The organism is Gordonia polyisoprenivorans NBRC 16320 = JCM 10675 (assembly GCF_000241325.1).
GTDB lineage: Bacteria > Actinomycetota > Actinomycetes > Mycobacteriales > Mycobacteriaceae > Gordonia > Gordonia polyisoprenivorans.
The window spans coordinates 132,575-146,776 of the sequence record NZ_BAEI01000006.1; the positions used below are offsets into that span (position 1 = coordinate 132,575).

The window sequence follows — 14,202 nt, forward strand, 5'->3', positions numbered from 1 at the left end:
TTTCGTCTCCATGTCGCGGCAGACGCGACGTCATCGTCCCAGCCTAGGAGTTTTGTCCCGGTGCGTCAGCGTGAGTCGTCGCCCGCGCGTGGCGTCACCCAGGTGGTGATGTCGGCGTGGACCACCTCGGTGCCGTGCGTGTCGAGGATGCGGACGGAGACGACGACGTCGGTTCCGGTACTGATCGCCTCGACGTCGATCGGTTCGGTCAGGGTCGCCTCCGCCGTCAGTCGCGTGGTGGCCTTGGCCAGGTATTGCGTCGACATGGCCTTGGGCAGCCAGCGATGCGACGGCGGCAGGCTGGCCTCCATCAGCATGCCCATCGCGGCCTCGGCGAGGTTGCAGGCCGCGATCGCGTGGAACGTGCCGATGTGGTTGTAAACGCCGAACCACTTGGGCGCGCTCACCTTGCAGTACCCGGGGCGCATCTCCTCGACGATGGGCAGCACGGTGCCGAAGTAGGGAACGCGCGCGACCATACCGAGAGAGAACAGGGCGTGGCCGAGAACGTTGTCGGGCAGGCGCCGGCGCAGGGCGTAGGTCGCGGTCATCGCCGATGGTCGAGCATCGTCGGTGTGCGAGGGCTTGGTCGTCATGGAACCGACCCTAACCGCCCACCGGTGCGGGGCGAGCGGCCGTGCTCGCCTGAGATCGCTGGCGATCGGCTGTGAGCACTGCGGCCTTGTCTGTGGCGGTCCTGACAGGACGCTTCGGGTGTATCGGGCTAAACGGTCAAACCGGCATGAACCGCACAGAAACCTCGCAGCGTGCGCGACGATTTCGGCCCGAAAACGGTTGTAGCGTAATGACTTAGACACGAAGCGAATGTTGCGCCGGGGAGTGGATCGGTTCTCCTGATCACACCGATGGCGACGTCGCCGTGGCTGTGGACGGCGGTCTTTCGCCCTCGTCGTCCGTCCGTAGATCCGAGAAAGGGAAACCCAGATGACAACAGCGACCGCCAAGCGTTCGGGCATCACCATCAAGCGCACCGTGGCCGGTGTCGTAGCCGCCGGTGCCATCATCACCGGCGTCGGAGCAGGGGCGGGTCTCGCCTCGGCGGCGCCGACGGCCCCCAGCCACCAGCAGACCCAGCAGCAACCGCAGCGTCAGCAGCAGCCCCAACCGCAGCGTCAGCAGCAGCCCCAGCGCCAGCAGCAGCCGCAGCGTCAGCAGCAGCCGCAGCGTCAGCAGTGGGCGCCGCGTCAGACCAGCCCGCGCGGGTTCTGGTTCTTCGGGTTCTGGATTCCGCTGCCCTGACCGATCGCAGGGGCGCTGTGGGGTTGCTGGGAGCAAAACGAACATTGGTGTGATTCGGCTGGCAATCAGCTGTTCGCGTTCGGATCAAAGCACCTAAAAGGCTCAGCCTCCCACAGTGAATCTGCAGGTCAGGTCCGATTTTCTGTCCCTGGGACGGCGTAGCGTCAGCATTGGCCGACGACGCCGTCGACTCCCGACCGACACGGTCGGGAGTTGTTGTTCGTCGCGGCTGTCGAGCCGGCGCCGTCCGACGCCGTCGACGATCATTGTCGTTCGAAGGGACATCTCATGAACACCGTCAGCAGTTCGGGGACCGACGCGCGGTCGGTGAAGTCGCGCTCAGTGCCCGCAAAGCGGATCGTGGCGGGCGTCATCGCCGCCGGGGCCATCGTCACCGGCATCGGCGCCGGTGCCGGCATCGCGTCGGCCGCCCCGCCGCCGCCGCAGGGAAACCACTACCAGCAGCCCAACCGGTGGCAGCCGCAACCGCAGCCGAACCGGTGGCAGCCGCAACCGCAGCAGTGGCACCCGCAGCCGCAGTGGCACCCGCAGCCGCGCTGGCAGCCGGGTCAGTACACCCCGAACGGGTTCTGGCTGTTCGGGTTCTGGATTCCCCTGCCCTGATACCGCATTCCTCCGACCACCGGGTCGGATCGTCGACGACGTCGGAGACCTCCACGGTCCCGGCGTCGTCGGCGTCTGCGGCACCCAATCGCCGCAATCCGTTGCACCGGGCGCGACGAGCCCCGATACTCGAATGACTTGACCGCATGGTCAACTCGAGTCCGGGGAGGGACGTTCATGAGGAGACCGACAGGACGGGCGCGACGCGGTGCGGTTGCGATCGTGGTGGCCGCGGTGCTGGCGACAGCCGGTGTTGGTGTCGTGCAAGCACATCCGTCGGATCGCGGCCCCGGCGTCGGGGCGCATTGGGTGGCCGGCTGGATGGCGGCGCCGAGTAATCGCGGCGACATCTCGCTGGAGAACCCGATTCCCTCGGCGCCTGCCGACCACACGTTGCGCGTGATGACGACGCCGCACCTGTCGGGATCGGTCGCACGGGTACGCCTGACGAACCGGTTCGGGGCCAAGCCGATCCGTATCGGCGGCGTCACCGTGTCACGCCGTGTCCGCGGTGCGCAGGTCGCGAGGATCGTGCCGGTGACCTTCGGCGGCCGCGACTCGGTGTCGATCGCACCGGGTGCCGACGTCGCCAGCGACCCGGTCGACGTCGACGTCACGGCGTGGCGGTCGCTGGCGGTGTCGGTGTTCCTCCCCGACGCGACCGTGCCCACCGTCCACTACGTCGGTAACGCCACGAGCTTCGCGACCGTCGCCGGCAGCGGCGACCACAGCCGCGACACCTCCGGCGCTGCGTTCACCGTCCCCACCGACCAGGTACCGCTCGTCAGCGGAATCGACGTTGCTGCACCGACTTCGGTGACCGGTGTCGTCGCCGTCGGAGACTCGATCACCGACGGATTCATGGCAGCCCAGTACCTGGGTCTCACCGAGGATCGGTCGATGATCGATACCAACGTGCGCTACCCGGACTTCTTGCAACGACGTCTCGATCGGGCGGGAATCGACCGGCCGGTCCTCAACGCGGGGATCAGTGGCAATCGCGTGACCCTGGGGCCGGCGATCTTCGCCTACGGTCCGTCGCTGATGGACCGGGCGGCGGACGACGTCATCGGGGTCCCGGGCGTCCGCGACGTCATCCTGCTCGAAGGCATCAACGATCTCGGGATTCCGCCGGGTACCGATGCGGCCACGGTGATCGACGGACTACGCAAGGTCATCCTGCGGCTTCATGCGGCAGGCCTTCGCGTCCACCTCGGAACCCTCCTGCCCGCGGCAACCTCGCTGTCCGACGGGTGGAGCACGCCGGCGGCCAATGGGCAACGGCTCGTGGTGAATGCGTGGATTCGCCGACAACACCTGTCCGACAGTGTCATCGACTTCGAGTCCGCGATGCGCGATCCGCATGATCCACACGGCTTGAACCCGCGGCTGAGTGGGCCGGACCTGCTGCACCCGAATGCCGCCGGCTACTCGACGATGGCCGCACAGGTCGATCTGGCCACGCTGGCGTCCTGATCGTGATGATCGAATGATCGATGTGTGAGACGGATGTGCATTCCGGACCTCCTCGCTTCGCCCGGTGGTGCCGTCGGCGACGGGCGTTGCCGTGATGGCCGACGATGCATGCGACTCCGTGGTCTGCGATGCGGGTGATCGACCCCGTCACCCGTCGCCACAGGGCAGCCCGGTGCCGTCGGTGCCGAAGCCCGCGATCAGGTGCGAGGGGATGTCGAGCACCGAGGCCAGCGACGCCGCGAACATCACGGCACCGACGATCACCAGCAGAATCGCGAGGGGCACCCATGCCGCACGCACCTGGATGCCACACACCGCCACCTTGAGGACGAGTGCGCCGCCGGCGAGCACGCCGAGCGCGGCCGCACAGGTGGCCGCCCATGAGATGGGACGCAGGTCCGGCAGCGCAGCGACCGGATGACACCTGATCGCGAGCATGTGCGCGTTCCAGTCGTTCTCGAGCTGCACACGATGAAACTGGCAGAGCATCGACCCCAGAACCCCGGCCGCAGCCAGGGCGACCATGGCCGGCCCCCACGGTGAGCCGGTCTGATCAGAGCGCATCATGGCTACGGTTCTAATGCCGCGGCCCCCGACGGCGGGTGACGCGTCGTTCGCGCAGCTGACGACGCGGTTGTTGCAGGTCGGGTGGCATCAGGGGCCGATTTGAATCCACCCCCCGCCCTGGTGCATACTTGTCGGGTTGCCTGGACGGCAGGTTGCGGGATTTTCCGCGGCTTCGCTCAGGTGAATGACTCCCAGGCCCGGAAATCGGGGACTGGGCGTGTAACGCGTGCCCCGGTCTCGGTTCACGGACTCGACACGCCCGACCGCGGGTGCCGGAGCAAATCGGTTCGTCTGATGGGCGAGCCAACGTACAACGACAGATGAACAGCGTCGATCCCGACTCTCACGCGGTGATCTATGTGCCCGCCGGCGGCTAGTGCCGGCCCAGGTGCGCGGTGTTCGTCTGTCGAGAACAACTGACGGAAGAGGACACAGCGTGGCGGGACAGAAGATCCGCATCAGGCTCAAGGCCTATGACCACGAGGCGATCGACGCTTCGGCGCGCAAGATCGTGGAAACCGTGACCCGTACCGGGGCACGCGTGGTCGGCCCGGTGCCGTTGCCCACCGAGAAGAACGTGTACTGCGTCATCCGTTCGCCGCACAAGTACAAGGACAGCCGCGAACACTTCGAGATGCGTACCCACAAGCGACTCATCGACATCCTCGACCCGACGCCGAAGACGGTCGACGCGCTCATGCGCATCGACCTGCCGGCCAGCGTCGACGTCAACATCCAGTAGGGCGGGGGCGAAGAATCATGAGCAACCAGAGTTCAACCAAGGGCATCCTGGGCACCAAGCTCGGCATGACCCAGGTATTCGACGAGAACAACCGCGTCGTCCCGGTCACCGTCATCGCGGCGGGCCCGAACGTCGTGACCCAGCTGCGCACCGCGGAGCGCGACGGCTACACCGCCGTGCAGGTCGCCTACGGCGCCATCGATCCGCGCAAGGTCACCAAGCCGGTCGCCGGTCAGTTCAGCAAGGCCGGGGTCACCCCGCGCCGGCACCTGGCCGAGATCCGCGTGGCCGATGTCAGCGAGCTCGAGGTCGGTCAGGAATTGACCGCCGAGATCTTCGCCGACGGTGCGCTGGTGGACGTCACCGGCACCTCCAAGGGCAAGGGCTTCGCCGGTCCGATGAAGCGTCACGGCTTCTCCGGTCTGGGCGCCAGCCACGGTGCGCACCGCGTGCACCGCGCGCCGGGTTCCATCGGTGGCTGCGCCACCCCGGGCCGCGTGTTCAAGGGCATGCGGATGGCCGGACGTATGGGTAACGACAAGGTGACCACGCAGAACCTCACCGTCCACAAGGTGGACGCCGAGGCCGGCCTGCTGCTGATCAAGGGAGCGATCCCGGGTCGTCGGGGCGGCATCGTGGTGGTTCGCGACGCAGTGAAGGGTGGTGCTGACAAGTGAGCGCCGAAACCACAGTCAAATTGACGCTGGACGTCCGCAACGCCGACGGCACGACCAACGGCACCGTTGATCTGCCCGCCGAACTGTTCGACGCGCCTGCCAACATCGCGCTGATGCACCAGGTCGTGGTGGCCCAGCAGGCCGCCGCGCGCCAGGGCACGCACGCCACCAAGACCCGCGGCGAGGTTCGCGGCGGTGGCGCCAAGCCGTACCGGCAGAAGGGCACCGGTCGCGCCCGTCAGGGTTCGACCCGCGCACCGCAGTTCGCCGGTGGTGGCACCGTGCACGGTCCGCAGCCGCGTGACTACAGCCAGCGCACCCCGAAGAAGATGAAGGCGGCCGCCCTGCGCGGCGCGCTGAGCGATCGGGCTCGCAACGAGCGCATCCATGTGATCACCGAGCTGGTTCCCGGTCAGGTCCCCTCGACCAAGACCGCGCGTCAGTTCCTCGAGAGCCTGAGCGATCGTCGCAAGTTCCTGGTGGTGCTGGGCCGTGAGGACCTCACCGCATGGAAGAGCGTCGCGAACCTGCAGAACGTGCTGCCGATCTCGGCCGATCAGCTCAACACCTACGACGTCCTCGACGCCGATGAGGTGGTGTTCAGCGTGGAGACGCTCAACGCGTACATCGCTGCCAACGGATCCAAGACCGACCAGAAGGAGGCGTGAGCATGGCTATCCAGGCCAACCCGCGCGACATCATCCTGGCGCCGGTGATCTCGGAGAAGTCCTACGGGCTCATGGAGGAGAACGTGTACACCTTCCTGGTGCACCCGGACTCCAACAAGACGCAGATCAAGATCGCCGTCGAGCAGATCTTCGACGTGACCGTCGACAGCGTCAACACCGCGAACCGGCAGGGCAAGCGCAAGCGGACCCGCTTCGGCTACGGCCAGCGCCGCTCCACCAAGCGCGCGTTCGTGACGCTGACCGCCGACAGCAAGCCCATCGAGATCTTCGGAGGCTCGGTCAGCTGACCGGGACTCTTGGAATAGAGGGACTTTCACATGGCTATTCGTAAATACAAGCCGACGACACCCGGTCGTCGCGGGTCGTCCGGCTCGGATTTCGCCGAGATCACCCGTGACCATCCGGAGAAGTCGTTGGTCCGCCCGCTCCACGGACGCGGCGGTCGTAACGCGCACGGTCGCATCACCACTCGTCACAAGGGTGGCGGTCACAAGCGTGCCTACCGTCTGATCGACTTCCGTCGTAACGACAAGGACGGCGTCAACGCCAAGGTCGCACACATCGAGTACGACCCGAACCGCACCGCGCGGATTGCGTTGCTGCACTACGTCGACGGCGAGAAGCGCTACATCATCGCGCCCAAGAACCTCAAGCAGGGCGACGTGGTGGAAAGCGGTCCGACCGCCGACATCAAGCCCGGCAACAATCTGCCGTTGCGCAACATCCCGACCGGTACCCAGGTGCACGCCGTCGAGCTGCGCCCGGGTGGCGGCGCGAAGATGGCCCGCTCGGCCGGTGCGTCGATCCAGCTGCTCGGCAAGGAGGGCGCTTACGCGACCCTGCGTATGCCGTCCGGTGAGATCCGTCGCGTCGACGTGCGCTGCCGCGCCACCGTCGGCGAGGTCGGCAACGCCGAGCAGAGCAACATCAACTGGGGCAAGGCCGGCCGCATGCGGTGGAAGGGCAAGCGCCCGACCGTCCGTGGTGTGGTCATGAACCCGGTCGACCACCCGCACGGTGGTGGCGAGGGCAAGACCTCCGGTGGTCGTCACCCGGTCAGCCCGTGGGGTCAGCCGGAAGGCCGCACCCGCAAGAACAAGGCGAGCGACAAGCTCATCGTCCGTCGCCGTCGTACCGGCAAGAACAAGCGATAAGCACAGGAGGGAGTTAGAGAATGCCACGCAGCCTCAAGAAGGGCCCGTTCGTCGACGACCACCTGCTTGCCAAGGTCGACGCACAGAACGAGAAGGGCACCAAGCAGGTCATCAAGACCTGGTCGCGCCGTTCGACCATCATCCCCGACTTCATCGGACACACCTTCGCCGTCCACGACGGTCGCAAGCATGTCCCGGTGTTCGTCTCGGACAACATGGTCGGGCACAAGTTGGGCGAGTTCGCCCCCACCCGTACCTTCAAGGGTCACATCAAGGATGACCGGAAAGCGAAGCGCCGGTAATGACTACGCAGACCGATAATCCCACCGCGAAGGCCACGGCCAAGTTCGTGCGCGTGACGCCGATGAAGGCGCGTCGCGTGCTCGACCTGATCCGCGGCAAGAACGTCGACGAGGCCCTCGACATCCTGCGGTTCGCGCCGCAGTCGGCGTCGGAGCCCGTGTACAAGGTGCTCGCCAGCGCGGTCGCCAACGCCGAGAACAACCAGGACCTCGATCGCCGGAGCCTGGTCGTCGCCACGGCTTACGCCGACGAGGGCCCGACCATGAAGCGGTTCCAGCCGCGTGCGCAGGGCCGCGCGTTCCGTATCCGCAAGCGCACCAGCCACATCACCGTGGTCGTGGAGAGCCTGCCGGAGAAGGCCGCCGCCGGCGGTCGCGGTCGTTCGCGTCAGCCGAAGAAGAAGGGAGCCTAGTAGTGGGCCAGAAAATCAACCCGCACGGCTTCCGTCTGGGCATCACCACCGACTGGAACAGCCGGTGGTACGCCGACAAGCAGTACGCGGAGTACGTGAAAGAGGATGTCGCCATCCGCAAGCTCCTCTCGCAGGGGCTCGAGCGCGCCGGCATCGCCAAGGTGGAGATCGAGCGCACCCGTGACCGGGTTCGCGTCGACATCCACACCGCCCGCCCGGGCATCGTCATCGGTCGCCGCGGCGCCGAGGCCGATCGCATCCGCGGCGAGCTGGAGAAGCTGACCGGCAAGCAGGTCCAGCTGAACATCCTCGAGGTCAAGAACCCTGAGTCCGAGGCCCAGCTGGTGGCCCAGGGTGTCGCCGAGCAGCTGAGCAACCGTGTGGCGTTCCGTCGCGCGATGCGCAAGGCCATCCAGTCGGCGATGCGTCAGCCCAACGTCAAGGGCATCCGGGTGCAGTGCTCGGGTCGCCTGGGCGGCGCGGAGATGAGCCGCAGCGAGTTCTACCGCGAAGGCCGTGTGCCCCTGCACACCCTGCGCGCCGACATCGACTACGGCTTGCACGAGGCCAAGACCACCTTCGGCCGGATCGGCGTGAAGGTGTGGATCTATAAGGGCGACATCGTCGGTGGCAAGCGTGAGCTGTCCGCAGCCGCGCCGGCCGCCGAGGACCGTCGTCCGCGTCGGCCGAGCCGTCCCCGCCGCAGCGGTGCCTCGGGCACCACGGCCACGAGCACCGACGCCGGTCGCGCTGCCGAGGCCCCCGCTGAGGCGACGGCAGCAGCCGGTGCAGAGAAGCAGGAGGGCTAGGCAATGTTGATCCCACGGCGGGTCAAGCACCGCAAGCAGCATCACCCGAGCCTGAAGGGTCAGGCGTCGGGCGGTACCAAGGTGACGTTCGGTGATTTCGGCATCCAGGCTCTGGAAGGCGCCTACATCACCAACCGTCAGATCGAGTCCGCTCGTATCGCCATCAACCGGCACATCAAGCGTGGCGGCAAGGTCTGGATCAACATCTTCCCGGACCGTCCGCTCACCAAGAAGCCGGCCGAAACCCGCATGGGTTCGGGTAAGGGTTCTCCCGAGTGGTGGGTGGCTCCGGTCAAGCCGGGTCGCGTGCTGTTCGAGATGACCTACCCGAACGAGGAGATCGCTCGCGAGGCCCTGCGCCGCGCGCAGCACAAGCTCCCGATCAAGACCCGAATCGTGACCAGAGAGGAGCAGTTCTGATGGGACTCGGAGTTGCCGCAGCCGAGCTGCGTGACCTCAGTGACACCGATCTGGTCGACCGCTTGAAAGAGTCGAAGGAAGAGCTCTTCAACCTTCGGTTCCAGATGGCCACCGGTCAGCTCGACAACAACCGGCGTCTGCGGACGGTGCGTCGCGAGATCGCGCGCATCTACACCGTGATGCGGGAGCGCGAGCTCGGTCTGGCGTCGGGACCGGATGGTGATGACGCATGAGTGAGGACCAGAAGGTGACCGAAACGCAAGAAGCATCGGCGACCGCCGAGCGTAACCGCCGCAAGGAGCGGATCGGCTACGTCGTCAGCGACAAGATGCAGAAGACCATCGTGGTCGAGCTGGAAGACCGTAAGCGTCACGCGCTGTACGGCAAGATCATCCGGACCACGAGCAAGGTCAAGGCCCACGACGAGAACGGCGATGCCGGCGTCGGCGACCGTGTGCGGATCATGGAGACCCGCCCGCTGTCGGCGACCAAGCACTGGCGACTCGTCGAGGTGCTGGAGAAGGCCAAGTAAGGCGTTCTCCCAACAGGATTGACGCGAAGCGGCCCGTTCCCTCAGGGGAGCGGGCCGCTTCGTCGTCTTCGTATTCGCAAGTGCTATCGGCGCTGGGGAAAGTACTGAAGTACGGGGCCGCGACGGATCGCGGTGCGGATGGCCCGTTCGAGTCCGGGATCGTCGATGCTCCCGGCGCGAAGCTCGTCGAGTACCTGTCGGAGGTGGAATCGTTCGCCCGAAGCGGCGTGGATGCGCCTCACGTGATCGGCGCGAGGTCGGTCCGGCAGAGTCGTGCAATTCCCGCCGGCCACGAGCAACTCGAGCATGGTGCGCAGACATTTCGAGCAACGACCACAGTTGAACCGTCCGTCGCGGTTCTCCCAGCACACGCGGAGATTCTTCATTGCGGTGGCCGACTGGCTGATCCTCCTGACCTTCTCGAGTCTGGTGACGTCGATGGAGTCGTGCTCGAGTGTCACCGCAGAACTCGACCACAGAGGGTCGAGTTCGGGATGCGAGCCCCACCGGTGGATACAGCCGGTGGAGTACGACGACGGGACGATGACCGTGCCGAGCACCGGCGAGAGCGCGGTGGCCACATGGGCGAGGGCGGGCCCGTGGAATATCCACCCCCACGGCACCCGGGCGACGTCACCGAACGCGCTCCGCAGGGTGGTGCGCACCTCTATGAGAGGTTTGCCGAGTTCGGCTGCCGCTGATCGCGCCGAATCCAGCGCCAGCGTTGCCAACTCCTCGTCGTCCATGATGTCGAAGCCCAAGACGAAGACGAGGTGGGTGAGTCGGTCCAGGTGGGTGAGGGCGGAATAGAAGCTGTCGACACCTCCGCTGAAAAAGCACCCGACGCCATCCGCGCGGGGCGTGGTCGGCCCGTGGCGGACGTGAATGTCGGCAGGTGCGAGGTGCCGTGGATACCACTCGGCGAGTACTCGCTGGGCTCTGCCCGCGTTCTCAAGGGCCACAGGATCGACCGCACCCTCGATGGTGAGATCGGCGGACAGCCACATCGCCGTCGGAATAGTCGGCGCCAGCCACGGCGTCGCCGAGCTGTCCAACGGGTGCGAGGACTCGGTGGCGACGGCCATCGTTGTGCCGTCGGGAGCCTGGATCGTTGCGGAGATGCGTTCTGCGGACGACGCCTCGGCACGGACCACAAGTTGAGGTTTGGCGCGGGTACCCCAGAGACGTCTCGCGACCCGAGTCACAACGTGGAAGCCATCGATTTGGCGACGTCATAGCCTTCGTGGAAGTCGCGGGCAAGGGCAACGTGAGCGAAGGTGGCCAGGTAATCGCGGAACGCCGCCGACAACTTGCTGTTGGCGTTGTCCACCATGACGACCGGCTTCTCGAGCAGAACACCGAGGACTGCACCGTGGAGTCGGTCGGTGAGGACGACACGACCGCGTGAGAGGGCATCGACTGCCGAGTGCACGATCAGTTCGGACTGGCGGTCGAAGGCTCGTTTGGCCCATCGGTGGATCCGACGCCGGAACACCGGAACCATACTCAGACTCACTATCGCAAGCGACTGCGGCCACCATTTGAGGTCGTATCCGAACCACTCCATACGCCAGTCATGGGTGAACGCCTCATCGATCAAGCTCTGCGGGATGTCGTCGACGGAGAACGCCGACTCGTCGTCAGTCCGTTTGAGGAAGACAACGTCGTGGTCGGGTTCGCGGGCGGGGTCGATGCGCCCGGTTCCGAGGGCGGTATCCGGGCAATAGCGGACCTGGTTCGCTGGAAAAAGTTCGGTGACTCGCTGTAGAGCGCTGCGATCGCGAATCAGCAAGGTGAGGTCGGGATGTTCGCCGTACACCTGCTGGGTGTGGGTCAAAGCGCTCTGATCGGTGTATTCGAACGTTTGCGGCAGACAGATGATCGGGCGATCACGATTCTCGCCGATCACCCGTTCCCGAAATGGCTGATAAATGGGGTACCTGTCACCGAAGTTGCCTCCACCATGAAGAAGGATCGGGCCCGTGGAGACGGCGGAAGCGAAAGCGCCTTTGTCGTAGGTGTTGAACGTTGCCGTGTAGGCGATCTCGCACCCCAGCCGCTGGAGATAGGCGAGTTCGCCTCGATAGATGAGGACGTCTCCGGCGTTGGCGTGGTTGGGGAAATCGAGGAGGGCGACCGTGCTGCCAGCTGGAATCACCGTCCGGAGGATGTCGAGAGTTTCGGCCTGGATCGAAGAGATCGCGGACATGTCGGAAATCATAGCTTGGCGCGCAACGGGTGATTCGCGAAGTTGTGAAAGTGGATTCGAAGCGGACGGTGTCGTCGTGCTCTTGGAGTTCGACCTGATCACGGACTGCTGGGGGCGAGGGCCGCGATGAGGACACCGATATTCCACACGAGGCCGAGACCGGCCACGACGAGTCCGGCGATGGCCAGGCCGCGATTGTGCTGTGCAGGCGGCACGTCGGCGCGCGCCTTGGCGATCTTGAGGCTGGAGAGTCCGAAAAACACCGCCAGAGCAGCCGCGGCGAATCCGACGACGACCAAGCAGACGCCCGGGAACGACAGCACCGCGCAGATCATCGACCACAGGGCGTAACTCTTGGCTCTGGGGTCAGGTGGCGACGGGTATCCCGATAGTTGCCGATGTTGGTTCTGTGGACCGCCGTGTGCCTGATATGACACGACCGGATTCGAGCGTTGCGCAGTTCCGTGCGTCGTGTACGGCGGCGGTGTCACGCCTGGCGAGATCGGGGGGAGTGAGGTCTGACCGGGTTGGGGCGCGCCACCTGAGGACGGACCGGGTTTCCCCAGTTCGACGGCAGGTTGTGGATACGAGGCCGGAGCACTCTGCGTGCGCTGATGACCGACGGTCGAGGGATCGGGCGGAGGTGCGACGGTGGGTGCGGCCGGATGTGCTGCGAGTGCTGCGGTGAGTTCGGTCGCGAATTCCGTGCAGGTCCGATACCGGTGGTTCGGATCCTTCTCGAGCGCACGGTGAAGGACCTGGTCGACGCGCGGAGACAGATCGCGTCGGCGGGTGGTGATCGCCGGTGGGATCTCGGTCAAGTGCTGACGGATCAATGCCGCCGCATTCGTGTTCGCGAAAGGTGTTGAGCCACTGAGTAGCTGGTAAGCGGTGCAGGCGAGTGAGTACTGGTCGGCGCGCCCGTCGAGCTTCTCGGCGGCAAGCTGCTCGGGTGAGGAGTAGGCGAACGACCCGACTGTGAGGTTCGTGGCGGTCAGGCGGGTGTCGTCGAGGATGGGGCGCGCAATGCCGAAGTCGGCGAGCAGGACGCGGCAGTTTCCGGACGGGCCGGCGGCGTCGGTGAGCAGGATGTTGGCGGGCTTGACGTCGCGGTGTAGCAGGTTCTGGGAGTGAGCGTGGTCGAGAGCGTCGGCGACCGCGGAGACGATGTGCACGACCTCGTCGGCCCGCAGACCACCCGGATGCGACGACAAGAGCGCGGCGGCATCGAGGCCTTCGACGTATCGCATGGTGATCCAGAGCTGACCGTCGTGCTCGCCGCGGTCGTAGACGTCGACGACGTTCGGATGGTCGAGGCGTACCGCGAGATCGGCTTCGCGGGTGAACCGACGTCGGAAGGCCTCGTCCGACGAGAGATTCGCCGGCAACACCTTGAGCGCGTCGAGGCGTGGCAGGCGCGGGTGTTGGGCCAGGTACACCTCGCCCATGCCGCCGGCGCCCAGTACCCGGACGATCCGATATCCCGCGAATTCTTGACCAACCATCAACGCCACGCCGTCAGTCTAGGGTGCGAGTCCGACATGTCCGATGGTCGCCGGCAGGGTCCGGATGCGACTCGGCCCGCCCGACGCAGAGCGTCGGACGGGCCGGTGATCGGTTGCGGTGCCACGCCCGGAGAGGTGGCCGGCGGGTCTGCCCAACCGTCGCGGTGAGCGGTCGTCCACCCCCGCTCACAGGTTCAAGAGTAGGGGACTGCCGCGGGGACCGACAGGGACTTAGGGCCCCACATCGGTGAAAAGTTGATCAATTGATCTGACCTTGGAGCCAGTTGATCGTCTCCTCGCGCACCGGCCGGGTGTCGCCGTCGAACTCGTGGTGCTTCTTGAGGAACGCCGCGACCAGCGGGCACACGCCGACGATGACCTTGCCCTGCGCCCGCGTGTCATTGAGGGCCTGCTCGATCAGGATGGTGGCCAGGCCGCGTCCACCGAACTTCTCGTCCACCTCGGTGTGGAAGAAGATGCGTTCGGTCGCTCCATCGTGGTCGCGTTCGCGGTAGGCGGTGAAGCCGGCGATCTGTTCATCGACGCTGATCTGGTACCGCTGCGTGTCGGCAACCTGGGAGACGTCTGCTTCTGTGCCGGTTTTGTCGAGGGTCATGTGATCGAGGGTAGCGATGGGGTGGGAATGTCGAGCCGACAATGCAGTCGGTCGTGATCCGACGGTCGTCGCGCCGAACGCGGTGCGGGTACTCCGCTCACGCCGGGAGCGGGGTGAGGTATCGATGTGGTCGCCACGTGCGGGTGGTCGGGTCCCAGGGTCGGAGGATCAGCCAGAAGTAGGTGAACATCGCGAACTTGACGACGG

At 66.0% G+C, this 14,202-nt stretch carries 20 protein-coding genes; 14 read left to right on the forward strand and 6 right to left on the reverse strand.

Features of this window, described 5'->3' with window-relative positions; translation table 11 throughout:
* Positions 1 to 65 precede the first annotated feature (65 nt).
* On the reverse strand, positions 66 to 596 hold the full coding sequence (locus GOPIP_RS02325) for a hotdog fold domain-containing protein (RefSeq protein WP_006367906.1): 531 nt from the start codon (positions 594 to 596) through the stop codon (positions 66 to 68).
* A 349-nt stretch (positions 597 to 945) separates the two neighbouring features.
* Between GOPIP_RS02325 and GOPIP_RS02330 the strand changes: the two genes are divergently transcribed.
* From GOPIP_RS02330 to GOPIP_RS02340, 3 genes are all read left to right on the forward strand, one after another.
* Positions 946 to 1,260 (forward strand): hypothetical protein, encoded by a 315-nt coding sequence (locus GOPIP_RS02330; RefSeq protein WP_006367907.1) that lies wholly within the window; start codon positions 946 to 948, stop codon positions 1,258 to 1,260.
* Positions 1,261 to 1,548: 288 nt separating this feature from the next.
* Entirely contained in the window at positions 1,549 to 1,884 is a 336-nt protein-coding gene (locus GOPIP_RS02335; protein WP_006367908.1) for a hypothetical protein, read from the forward strand.
* Between the two features lie 177 nt (positions 1,885 to 2,061).
* A complete protein-coding gene (locus GOPIP_RS02340; RefSeq protein ID WP_210739183.1) occupies positions 2,062 to 3,360 on the forward strand; it encodes a GDSL-type esterase/lipase family protein in 1,299 nt (432 codons plus the stop codon).
* Between the two features lie 147 nt (positions 3,361 to 3,507).
* Here GOPIP_RS02340 and GOPIP_RS02345 read toward each other — a convergent pair whose 3' ends face one another.
* Positions 3,508 to 3,927 (reverse strand): hypothetical protein, encoded by a 420-nt coding sequence (locus GOPIP_RS02345; protein WP_006367910.1) that lies wholly within the window; start codon positions 3,925 to 3,927, stop codon positions 3,508 to 3,510.
* A gap of 436 nt (positions 3,928 to 4,363) precedes the next feature.
* Here GOPIP_RS02345 and rpsJ point away from each other — a divergent pair, with 436 nt between their 5' ends.
* From rpsJ to rpsQ, 11 genes are read left to right on the forward strand one after another with little or no spacing between them, the layout of a single operon-like run.
* The gene (gene rpsJ / locus GOPIP_RS02350; RefSeq protein ID WP_003938093.1) at positions 4,364 to 4,669 is read left to right on the forward strand and encodes a 30S ribosomal protein S10; all 306 of its coding nucleotides are present in this window, start codon (positions 4,364 to 4,366) and stop codon (positions 4,667 to 4,669) included.
* A 17-nt stretch (positions 4,670 to 4,686) separates the two neighbouring features.
* Positions 4,687 to 5,346: a 50S ribosomal protein L3 gene (rplC, locus tag GOPIP_RS02355; RefSeq protein WP_006367911.1), complete on the forward strand. Its 660-nt coding sequence runs from the start codon at positions 4,687 to 4,689 to the stop codon at positions 5,344 to 5,346.
* On the forward strand, positions 5,343 to 6,014 hold the full coding sequence (gene rplD / locus GOPIP_RS02360) for a 50S ribosomal protein L4 (protein WP_006367912.1): 672 nt from the start codon (positions 5,343 to 5,345) through the stop codon (positions 6,012 to 6,014). Before rplC ends, rplD begins: the two co-directional genes overlap by 4 nt.
* 2 nt (positions 6,015 to 6,016) lie before the next feature.
* Positions 6,017 to 6,322 carry a 50S ribosomal protein L23 gene (gene rplW / locus GOPIP_RS02365; protein WP_006367913.1) on the forward strand — a complete coding sequence of 102 codons (306 nt, stop codon included), beginning with the start codon at positions 6,017 to 6,019 and terminating at the stop codon, positions 6,320 to 6,322.
* Between the two features lie 30 nt (positions 6,323 to 6,352).
* Positions 6,353 to 7,189, forward strand: a complete 837-nt coding sequence (rplB, locus tag GOPIP_RS02370; RefSeq protein ID WP_006367914.1) for a 50S ribosomal protein L2 — start codon at positions 6,353 to 6,355, stop codon at positions 7,187 to 7,189.
* Between the two features lie 20 nt (positions 7,190 to 7,209).
* A complete protein-coding gene (rpsS, locus tag GOPIP_RS02375) occupies positions 7,210 to 7,491 on the forward strand; it encodes a 30S ribosomal protein S19 (protein WP_006367915.1) in 282 nt (93 codons plus the stop codon).
* On the forward strand, positions 7,491 to 7,904 hold the full coding sequence (rplV, locus tag GOPIP_RS02380) for a 50S ribosomal protein L22 (protein ID WP_006367916.1): 414 nt from the start codon (positions 7,491 to 7,493) through the stop codon (positions 7,902 to 7,904). Before rpsS ends, rplV begins: the two co-directional genes overlap by 1 nt.
* 2 nt (positions 7,905 to 7,906) lie before the next feature.
* Positions 7,907 to 8,713: a 30S ribosomal protein S3 gene (gene rpsC / locus GOPIP_RS02385; protein ID WP_006367917.1), complete on the forward strand. Its 807-nt coding sequence runs from the start codon at positions 7,907 to 7,909 to the stop codon at positions 8,711 to 8,713.
* Positions 8,714 to 8,716: 3 nt separating this feature from the next.
* The gene (gene rplP / locus GOPIP_RS02390; protein WP_006367918.1) at positions 8,717 to 9,133 is read left to right on the forward strand and encodes a 50S ribosomal protein L16; all 417 of its coding nucleotides are present in this window, start codon (positions 8,717 to 8,719) and stop codon (positions 9,131 to 9,133) included.
* On the forward strand, positions 9,133 to 9,366 hold the full coding sequence (gene rpmC / locus GOPIP_RS02395) for a 50S ribosomal protein L29 (protein ID WP_006367919.1): 234 nt from the start codon (positions 9,133 to 9,135) through the stop codon (positions 9,364 to 9,366). Before rplP ends, rpmC begins: the two co-directional genes overlap by 1 nt.
* Positions 9,363 to 9,665 (forward strand): 30S ribosomal protein S17, encoded by a 303-nt coding sequence (gene rpsQ, locus GOPIP_RS02400; protein WP_006367920.1) that lies wholly within the window; start codon positions 9,363 to 9,365, stop codon positions 9,663 to 9,665. Before rpmC ends, rpsQ begins: the two co-directional genes overlap by 4 nt.
* An 83-nt stretch (positions 9,666 to 9,748) precedes the next feature.
* On the opposite strand, the gene GOPIP_RS02405 is transcribed toward rpsQ, so the two are convergent.
* The 4 genes from GOPIP_RS02405 to GOPIP_RS02420 form a co-directional block, all read right to left on the reverse strand.
* A complete protein-coding gene (locus GOPIP_RS02405) occupies positions 9,749 to 10,819 on the reverse strand; it encodes an adenine nucleotide alpha hydrolase family protein (RefSeq protein ID WP_014360983.1) in 1,071 nt (356 codons plus the stop codon).
* Positions 10,820 to 10,866: 47 nt separating this feature from the next.
* Positions 10,867 to 11,874, reverse strand: a complete 1,008-nt coding sequence (locus tag GOPIP_RS02410) for a polysaccharide pyruvyl transferase family protein (RefSeq protein ID WP_244421101.1) — start codon at positions 11,872 to 11,874, stop codon at positions 10,867 to 10,869.
* A gap of 98 nt (positions 11,875 to 11,972) precedes the next feature.
* Positions 11,973 to 13,379 (reverse strand): serine/threonine-protein kinase, encoded by a 1,407-nt coding sequence (locus GOPIP_RS02415; protein ID WP_006367924.1) that lies wholly within the window; start codon positions 13,377 to 13,379, stop codon positions 11,973 to 11,975.
* A gap of 259 nt (positions 13,380 to 13,638) precedes the next feature.
* The gene (locus GOPIP_RS02420; RefSeq protein ID WP_006367925.1) at positions 13,639 to 13,995 is read right to left on the reverse strand and encodes a GNAT family N-acetyltransferase; all 357 of its coding nucleotides are present in this window, start codon (positions 13,993 to 13,995) and stop codon (positions 13,639 to 13,641) included.
* Between the last annotated feature and the right edge of the window lie 207 nt (positions 13,996 to 14,202).

Coding starts and splice junctions, on each gene's coding strand:
- rpmC (WP_006367919.1), top strand. CDS start 9,133: ATGGGACTCGGAGTTGCCGCAGCCGAGCTGCGTGACCTCAGTGACACC.
- GOPIP_RS02335 (WP_006367908.1), top strand. CDS start 1,549: ATGAACACCGTCAGCAGTTCGGGGACCGACGCGCGGTCGGTGAAGTCG.
- rplB (WP_006367914.1), top strand. CDS start 6,353: ATGGCTATTCGTAAATACAAGCCGACGACACCCGGTCGTCGCGGGTCG.
- GOPIP_RS02410 (WP_244421101.1), bottom strand. CDS start 11,874: ATGTCCGCGATCTCTTCGATCCAGGCCGAAACTCTCGACATCCTCCGG.
- rplV (WP_006367916.1), top strand. CDS start 7,491: ATGACTACGCAGACCGATAATCCCACCGCGAAGGCCACGGCCAAGTTC.
- GOPIP_RS02340 (WP_210739183.1), top strand. CDS start 2,062: ATGAGGAGACCGACAGGACGGGCGCGACGCGGTGCGGTTGCGATCGTG.
- GOPIP_RS02330 (WP_006367907.1), top strand. CDS start 946: ATGACAACAGCGACCGCCAAGCGTTCGGGCATCACCATCAAGCGCACC.
- rplW (WP_006367913.1), top strand. CDS start 6,017: ATGGCTATCCAGGCCAACCCGCGCGACATCATCCTGGCGCCGGTGATC.
- rpsQ (WP_006367920.1), top strand. CDS start 9,363: ATGAGTGAGGACCAGAAGGTGACCGAAACGCAAGAAGCATCGGCGACC.
- GOPIP_RS02420 (WP_006367925.1), bottom strand. CDS start 13,995: ATGACCCTCGACAAAACCGGCACAGAAGCAGACGTCTCCCAGGTTGCC.
- GOPIP_RS02325 (WP_006367906.1), bottom strand. CDS start 596: ATGACGACCAAGCCCTCGCACACCGACGATGCTCGACCATCGGCGATG.
- rpsS (WP_006367915.1), top strand. CDS start 7,210: ATGCCACGCAGCCTCAAGAAGGGCCCGTTCGTCGACGACCACCTGCTT.
- GOPIP_RS02415 (WP_006367924.1), bottom strand. CDS start 13,379: ATGGTTGGTCAAGAATTCGCGGGATATCGGATCGTCCGGGTACTGGGC.
- GOPIP_RS02345 (WP_006367910.1), bottom strand. CDS start 3,927: ATGATGCGCTCTGATCAGACCGGCTCACCGTGGGGGCCGGCCATGGTC.
- rplC (WP_006367911.1), top strand. CDS start 4,687: ATGAGCAACCAGAGTTCAACCAAGGGCATCCTGGGCACCAAGCTCGGC.
- rplP (WP_006367918.1), top strand. CDS start 8,717: ATGTTGATCCCACGGCGGGTCAAGCACCGCAAGCAGCATCACCCGAGC.